6 protein-coding genes and 1 tRNA gene are annotated in these 7,118 nt (G+C 61.7%); 6 read left to right on the plus strand and 1 reads right to left on the minus strand.

Features of this window, described 5'->3' with window-relative positions; translation table 11 throughout:
• Nucleotide 1 precedes the first annotated feature (1 nt).
• Nucleotides 2-379, minus strand: coding sequence for a GNAT family N-acetyltransferase (locus KY459_05225; GenBank protein ID MBW3564105.1), 378 nt, complete (start codon nucleotides 377-379; stop codon nucleotides 2-4).
• 119 nt (nucleotides 380-498) lie between these two features.
• On the opposite strand from KY459_05225, the gene KY459_05230 reads away from it, so the two are divergent.
• The 6 genes from KY459_05230 (at nucleotide 499) to KY459_05255 (ending at nucleotide 6,729) form a co-directional block, all read left to right on the plus strand.
• Nucleotides 499-1,491 carry a tyrosine-type recombinase/integrase gene (locus KY459_05230; GenBank protein ID MBW3564106.1) on the plus strand — a complete coding sequence of 331 codons (993 nt, stop codon included), beginning with the start codon at nucleotides 499-501 and terminating at the stop codon, nucleotides 1,489-1,491.
• A 36-nt stretch (nucleotides 1,492-1,527) separates the two neighbouring features.
• Nucleotides 1,528-1,603, plus strand: a tRNA-Gly gene (locus tag KY459_05235).
• Between the two features lie 133 nt (nucleotides 1,604-1,736).
• The gene (locus tag KY459_05240) at nucleotides 1,737-2,075 is read left to right on the plus strand and encodes a polymer-forming cytoskeletal protein (protein MBW3564107.1); all 339 of its coding nucleotides are present in this window, start codon (nucleotides 1,737-1,739) and stop codon (nucleotides 2,073-2,075) included.
• 13 nt (nucleotides 2,076-2,088) lie between these two features.
• Nucleotides 2,089-3,636, plus strand: coding sequence for an aldehyde dehydrogenase family protein (locus KY459_05245; GenBank protein ID MBW3564108.1), 1,548 nt, complete (start codon nucleotides 2,089-2,091; stop codon nucleotides 3,634-3,636).
• A gap of 137 nt (nucleotides 3,637-3,773) precedes the next feature.
• On the plus strand, nucleotides 3,774-5,273 hold the full coding sequence (locus tag KY459_05250; GenBank protein ID MBW3564109.1) for a GWxTD domain-containing protein: 1,500 nt from the start codon (nucleotides 3,774-3,776) through the stop codon (nucleotides 5,271-5,273).
• Between the two features lie 55 nt (nucleotides 5,274-5,328).
• Nucleotides 5,329-6,729 carry a M20/M25/M40 family metallo-hydrolase gene (locus tag KY459_05255; protein ID MBW3564110.1) on the plus strand — a complete coding sequence of 467 codons (1,401 nt, stop codon included), beginning with the start codon at nucleotides 5,329-5,331 and terminating at the stop codon, nucleotides 6,727-6,729.
• Nucleotides 6,730-7,118: the final 389 nt, after the last annotated feature.

Consider the following 7,118-nt stretch of genomic DNA (forward strand, 5'->3'; position numbering starts at 1 on the left):
GTCAGAGCTCCTTCTGGTAACGATCTTCGAGGGCGTCAAAGCCGGAACGGAGGAGAAAGTCCTTCGGGAGGTTCGGCTCGATCGACAGTCGCAGCGCTCCCGATTCGGCGATGATCCTCTCGATTTCCCTCAGCATCGTGCGGCCGATGTTCAATCTGCGGACGGAACGATCGACCAGGATGGTTCTGAGCACGATGTGTTCCGGCTTCGAAACGGGGGCTTCCCAGGCGGCGCCGACCACGGTTCCGGCGAGCTTCGAGACGAATCCGAGGCGCGCCCCGTCGAGCAGGGAGCCGTCACAGGAATCCCGGTCGATGTTCAGGACGTTGGTGAGATCGTCGGGGGCCGCCCGTCTCACGAAGAGTTTCTGTCCCTTCACGCGGTCTCCTCCTTTCAGGATTCATGCATGAGTTTGCGTGCGGACTGAATTTTTATTATTATCTTGCAACGAAACAGTTTCGGAGTGTGGTGTTCGTGCGCTCCGGCTGGGGGTTGGTCATGCAGTTGATGGAAAATCAGATCAGGTCATTTCTCGACCATGGCGAATCGGAGCGGAATCTCGCCTCGAGAACGCTGAAGGCGTACGAGTCGGACCTTCTCCAGTTTCACAACCACATCGCGAGTCAGGAGATCGGCGAGATCACGCCGGAGATTCTCGACGAGTACGTCGAAGGATTGACCACGACCGGCGATTACAAGGGCACTTCGATCCGGCGGAAAATCGCCGCGATCAAGGTCTTCTTCCGATATCTCGAGGCCACCGGCTACGTCGAGCATTCTCCTGCGAAGATGCTGACGATCCGGAAGCCGGTGGAGAAATCGCAGCCCCGTGTCATGACGGGCGAGGAGATGCGCGCGCTTCTGATGGCGCCGAAAGCGGAGATCGCCCGGCTCGAGCCGGACAAGGACCGCTCGCGGGGGAGCTCGAATCGGTATTTCTGCGCGGTGCGGGACGACGTGATTCTCGAGATGCTGTTCGCGACCGGTATACGGATCGGCGAGCTCGTCGAGATCAATGTCGACGACGTCGACTCGGAGGCGGGCATGATCTCGATCATCGGCCGCGGCGAGCGCCCTCGAGAGGTACTGGTGACGTCCGGGATCGTGCGGGATGCAATCGCCAGATATCTGGCGCTTCGCCAAGAGCGGACGGCCGAGACCGCGGCGCTGTTCATCGGACGACTCGATACCCGGCTCACGATCTACTCGATCGAGAATATCTTCAAGAAGTACGCGAAGCTCGCGGGGATCAAGCGGAATGTCACCCCGCATTCGATCCGGCACACGACGGCTGCGATGCTGGTGGCTGGAGGGCGGGACGTCAACGAGGTCAAGGAGATCCTCGGACATGCTTCCGTTCTGTCGACCCAGGTGTACCAGCGGATGCGCATCCGCAGCAAATCGAAGGCCGATCGAAGCGACAAACGCGATCATCGGGATCAGCTGATGGCCGAAACCGGGGAGCCGCGCCTTGCGATTCGGAGGAAGTGACGACCGCCCGGTTTGAATGTAGACTCTGAGACGTGAGCGGGCATAGCTCAGCTGGTAGAGCACTAGCTTCCCAAGCTTGTGGTCGCGGGTTCAAGTCCCGTTGCCCGCTCCACCGTTCATCAGGAGACTAGCAGCCGGAATCAGGCCTGCTCATCGTCATCGGAGCCTCAATGGCACTTTTCACCAAGGACAGCGAAACAGGACAACCCGTGTCTTCGAATGAAAAAACACCTCCCGCATCGGGAATGAGAGCCGTCATCGGATCAGGGGTGCGGATCATCGGTCGCATCGAAGGGACCGACGACATCGCCATCGAAGGAGCCGTCGAAGGGGAGCTCGACATCCAGTCGTCTCTCCGCGTGGCGGCGGGCGGCCGGATCAAGGGGGACGTCGCCGCGCGGAGCATCGTGGTCTATGGCCACATCGAAGGCGACCTTCGTGCAAAAGAAATGATCGAGCTCCATCCCGGTTCTTCCGTCGATGGAACGATGACGTCGCCTCGCATTGCCGTGGCGGACGGTGCCGAGTTCAACGGGTCGATGACGATGTCGACCACGTCAAAAAATGGACCTCAGACGTCCTGATTCAGGAGATCAGATGACACAGACAGCAACCAGGGCTCAATCACCCCGAGAAGGACTTCGAAAGCCGAAAGAGTACGGTAACTTCATCGGTGGCGAGTGGGTCGATTCGGCCACCGGCCGCAAATTCGAGAACCGCAATCCGGCCAACACGGACGAGCTCATCGGCACGTTCCAGGATTCCAACGCGGAGGATGTGGAGCGCGCCGTCGAAGCGGCCAGGAAAGCTTTCGAAGCATGGCGTCTCACCCCCGCTCCGAAACGGGCGGAGTTTCTCTACCACGCCGGCCAGATCCTGGTCCGGGACAAGGAGAAGATCGCTCGGGAAATGACCCGGGAGATGGGGAAGGTCCTGGCGGAGACCCGGGGTGACGTCCAGGAAGCGATCGACATGGCGTTTCTCGCGGCTGGCGAGGGCCGCCGGCTCTTCGGCTATACCACTCCGTCCGAAATGCGGAACAAGTTCAACATGTGCGTCCGCATGCCTCTCGGGGTTGCGGGCCTGATTACCCCGTGGAACTTCCCGATCGCGATTCCCGCGTGGAAATCGATGATCGCACTGATCTGCGGGAACACCGTCGTCATCAAGCCTGCATCGCTGTCGCCCCTGATGGTGGTGATTCTCGGAGAGGTCTTCGAAGAGGCTGGCTTGCCTCCGGGAGTTTTCAACGTCGTCACGGGGGGCGGCCGGGAAGTCGGATCCCCGATCCTCGAACACGAGGAGGTCGAGGTCGTCTCGTTCACCGGATCGACCGACGTCGGACGGGAAATCGCGATCGCGTGCGCACCGCAGTTCAAGCGTCTCCATCTGGAGATGGGTGGCAAAAACGTCATCATGGTGCTCGAAGACGCCGACATCGATCTCGCGGTCGATGGCGCGCTCTGGGGAGCATTCGGAACCACGGGACAGCGATGCACGGCCTCATCGAGACTGGTGGTTCACGAGAAGGTCTACGACGAGTTCGTCGAAAAGCTCAGCTCCCGCGCCGAATCTCTCAAGGTAGGCGACGGGCTCGACGAGAGCGTCCAGATGGGACCGAGTGTTTCGGCCTCCCAGCTCAGAACCGTCGAGAAATACGTCGAGATCGGCAAAGAGGAGGGGGCGTCGCTCGTCAGCGGCGGTGCCTCCATCACGAATGAGTCCGGCGGATTCGACTACTCCAAAGGGCATTTCCATCAGCCGACCATTTTTGCCGACGTCGATCGAAACATGCGGATTGCACAGGAAGAAATTTTCGGACCGGTCACGGCCGTCATTCGTTGCTCCTCGCTCGAGGATGCCATCGACATCGGAAACGACGTGAAGTTCGGCCTTTCGTCGTCGATCTACACGCGCGACGTCGACAAGGCTTTCGTCGCCATGCGCGACATGTACACCGGCATCTTCTACGTCAATGCGCCCACGATCGGCGCCGAAACGCATCTCCCCTTCGGAGGGACCAAGCAAACGGGTAATGGTCATCGCGAAGCTGGCGTTGCAGGAGTCGATGTGTTCACCGAATGGAAGTCGATTTACGTCGATTACTCCGGAGCGCTCCAGCGCGCACAGATCGATAACGACTGAGCCGCGCGGGAGTACCGACGGCAATCCGTTCGTTGAGAGGGTCGACGAGTTGCCAGAAGTGACGATGCCCGGGCCGAGCCGTCGAGAAGCGGCGTCTGGCCAAAATATCGACAAAAATGAACAGTTGAGGTGCTCAAATGTACCATTCATACACTCGAATGATTCCTGCAGCCCTCGCCGTGGTCCTTGCGCTTCCGGCGTCGGCGGCCCTTTCGGAGAAGTGGCGAGACTGGGCGAAGGGTCCGGTCGTGCATCTGATGACGGAGAAGGAGAAGGGGGAGTGGGCGCGGCTTTCGACCGACGAGGAGGCAGCACGCTTCGAAGCTCTCTTCTGGGCGAAACGCGACCCGAGTCCGGGTACGTCCGTCAATGAAAATCGCATCATCTTCGAGCGGAGGGTTGCCGCGGCTGACGAGAACTTCACCACCGGCCGGGTTCGCGGGGCTCTCAGCGATCGTGGCCGTGTCCTGATTCTCCTGGGCGCCCCGGACCGGGCGACACGAAGCGGGACGACTCAGTCGACGATCCAGAGCGGATTCGCCGGTTCCGCCGCCAACGCGCGCGGTGAGGCCGCTCCGACCGACGTCTGGCATTACGAGTGGGCGTCGATTCAGCCATGGATGGGAAGCCACGAGTTCGACGTCGCATTCATCGACGAGTACGGCGACGGTCGCTACGAGCTGCAGCTCTCGCCGAGAAGAAACGTCGCTCCGATTCTCGATGCAGCGATCGAGCAGTTTCTCGTTTCACCCAATCTTCAGGAGGTCCCGGTCACCATCGATCAGGTCGTCGTGACCGAAGAGAGAGCCACCGAGCTCCGGAGCGAAACCATCCGCGCCGCATGGGAAACCTTCCGGGCGGCCGATGATCCGGGAGCAACGGATCTGCACGTCACCTGGGGGCAGTTCGTCACACCCTCCGGCACCGTATACATCCCCGTTCAGTTGTACATACCGGAAGGGTCGGACCTTCCGCGGGAAGGGGATGTGACCTTCTTCGGAGTGGTCGAGAACGAGGGGGGAGAAGTCGTCGCGGTTTACGAGGAGCCTCTGTCGCTGATCGAATCGAGGGGCGACGCGTTCGTCGACAAATCCCTGATGCTGGAGCCGGGAACTTACAGTTCGGTCTTCGGCATTGCGGTCGATGGATCACCGGTCGCGATGAAGCGAACTCCGATGGAGATCCGTGGGCCCGAGATGGACCAGGCCTCCGTTTCGGAGATCATCCTCTCCAACAACGTCTATCCCCTGAGCGAAGCGCAGACGCCGACCGATCCGTATGCGTTCGGCGGTCTCAAAGTGGTCCCGAAGGGGGACCGTTCCTTCTCGACGAACGACGACATCTGGTATGTCATCGCGGTCCGGAACCCCGGACTGACCGACGAGGGAGCTCCCAATCTTCAGATCAAGCTGGACGTCACGGGAGAGACCACTGCCGGGCAGCCGGTCAGAATGAGCGCGCCGACGATGCCGGCGTCCGTCAGTCCGGTGAGGGATACAGAGGGTCACTACATGGTCGGGAGCTCGTTCCCCGCCGGGGCCTTTAAGCCCGGGTCCTATCTGTTGAAGGCGCGGTTGCTCGATTCGGTCACGAAAAAGAGCTGGAATCTCGAGGCTCCCTTCACGGTCCACGAGTAGCTCAGATCGCGGGCGGAGCCGGTCCGGACCGAGGACCTTCGGATATCATCCGCGCATGAAAAACCGGACGATCGTCGCCTCTTCGACGCTGGCGTTTCTGCTCTTCGGATGCATCAGAACGGTCACGCCGCCGCCGGCGGGTCTCGATCGAATCGTCGACTACGAACTGGCGAACCAGACCGCCTGGAGCGTCGTATCGCATCTCGCGGACCAGATCGGACCTCGCTTTGCCGGCTCGGAGAATGGGGCCGAAGCCATCCGCTGGACAGCCGAAGAGTTGAGGTCGTGGGGTCTCGAAGTCCGGGTCGACCCGGTCATGGTCCCGCACTGGGTACGAGGTGAGGAACGAGCCTGGCTTCCTTCTCACCGGAACCAGAAGATCGTGGTGACGGCGCTCGGGCCGAGCGTTGCGACCCCCGCGGGGGGAATTCGCGCCGAGGTGATGAAGGTGTCGTCTCTGGAAGAGCTTGACGCGCGGGCGGACGAGGCGCGGGGAAAGATCATCCTCTTCTACGGCGTGTTCGATCGGGAGAAGGCGCGGGAGGGGAGGTCGTTCGAAGCGTACTCGGAGGTCGTTTCTCTGCGGTCGCGCGGCCCGAGTCGCGCGGCGGCGCACGGAGCGGTGGCGACGGTCGTCCGCTCTGTCGGTGGGGCCTCGTTGCGTACCCCGCACACGGGAGGCTTCCGTTATGACGACGAAGCGCCGAAGATCCCGGCGGGCGCGGTGACCATAGAGGACGCGGATCTGATTCACCGGTTGATCGAAACGGGTGAGCGGGTCGTCATGCATCTGATCCTGGAGACTCGGATGCTCGAGCCGGTGGAGTCGGGAAACGTGATCGCCGAGATTCCCGGTGCGACGCGGCCGGACGAGATCGTGCTGATCGGCGGCCATCTCGATTCATGGGATCTCGGAACTGGCGCGATCGACAACGGCGCCGGGGTGGCGGGAACGATGGCTGCGATGAAGGCGATCACGGAATCGGGACTGCGGCCGGCCCGGACGATCCGGCTGGTTCTCTTCACGAACGAGGAGATGGGTCTGAGCGGAGCGCGGGATTACTTCGCGCGCTACGGCGAGCGGGATCGGCATTTCGCGACGCTCGAATCGGATGCGGGGGCCACGTCTCCCATCGGCTTCGCGACGACGCTGACCCAGGAGGAGCTGGCGCTTCTCGACGGCCTTTTTGATCCGCTCGAGAGCCTCGGGATCCGAACGTTCACGACGTCGCCGGCGGTGGGAGCCGACACCAGTCCGTTGTCGCGCGCCGGAGTCGTCGGCTTCGGGCTCCGCTCCGACAGCCGTCTTTATTTCGATTACCATCACACCCCCGCGGATACGCTCGACAAGATCGATCGCCAGGAGCTCACCGTGAACGCCGCCGCGGTTGCCGCGATGACCTGGATTCTCGCCAATGCGGAACAGGAGACGTTGAAGGGCTCTGTCGCGCGCTGAAGCGGGCTCGATAAAAGATGAAGGCGGGCGTTTTGCGGGAGGGCGAGCCTCTGGCGAGCCGCGAGCTGGCGAGATCGAGAATCCACCCAGCCGAATGTTTCGCGAGCGATCACGCCGGAAATAGTCGGCATACTGTCGCCCGCTGAAGCGGTCTCTACATTTTTTCGTGTGCTTTTTGGCCCCCGGCTGAAGCCGGAGGCTAAGGTCTGTCGCCCGCTTGCGCGGGCTGAGCGAAAGATGAACGTCCTCGCGAGTTTCAACGCCCCGAAGAGCGCCGGTCGTTCTGTCGCCCGCTGAAGCGGGCTCGATATCTTTTTGCGGATGCTCTCTTTCCCCCGGCTGAAGCCGGAGGCTAAGGTCTGTCGCCCGCTTGCGCGGGCTGAGCGAAA

The sequence above is a fragment of the Acidobacteriota bacterium genome, from assembly GCA_019347945.1.
Classification (GTDB): domain Bacteria; phylum Acidobacteriota; class Thermoanaerobaculia; order Gp7-AA8; family JAHWKK01; genus JAHWKK01.

Coding starts and splice junctions, on each gene's coding strand:
- KY459_05255 (MBW3564110.1), top strand. CDS start 5,329: ATGAAAAACCGGACGATCGTCGCCTCTTCGACGCTGGCGTTTCTGCTC.
- KY459_05250 (MBW3564109.1), top strand. CDS start 3,774: ATGTACCATTCATACACTCGAATGATTCCTGCAGCCCTCGCCGTGGTC.
- KY459_05240 (MBW3564107.1), top strand. CDS start 1,737: ATGAGAGCCGTCATCGGATCAGGGGTGCGGATCATCGGTCGCATCGAA.
- KY459_05245 (MBW3564108.1), top strand. CDS start 2,089: ATGACACAGACAGCAACCAGGGCTCAATCACCCCGAGAAGGACTTCGA.
- KY459_05230 (MBW3564106.1), top strand. CDS start 499: ATGCAGTTGATGGAAAATCAGATCAGGTCATTTCTCGACCATGGCGAA.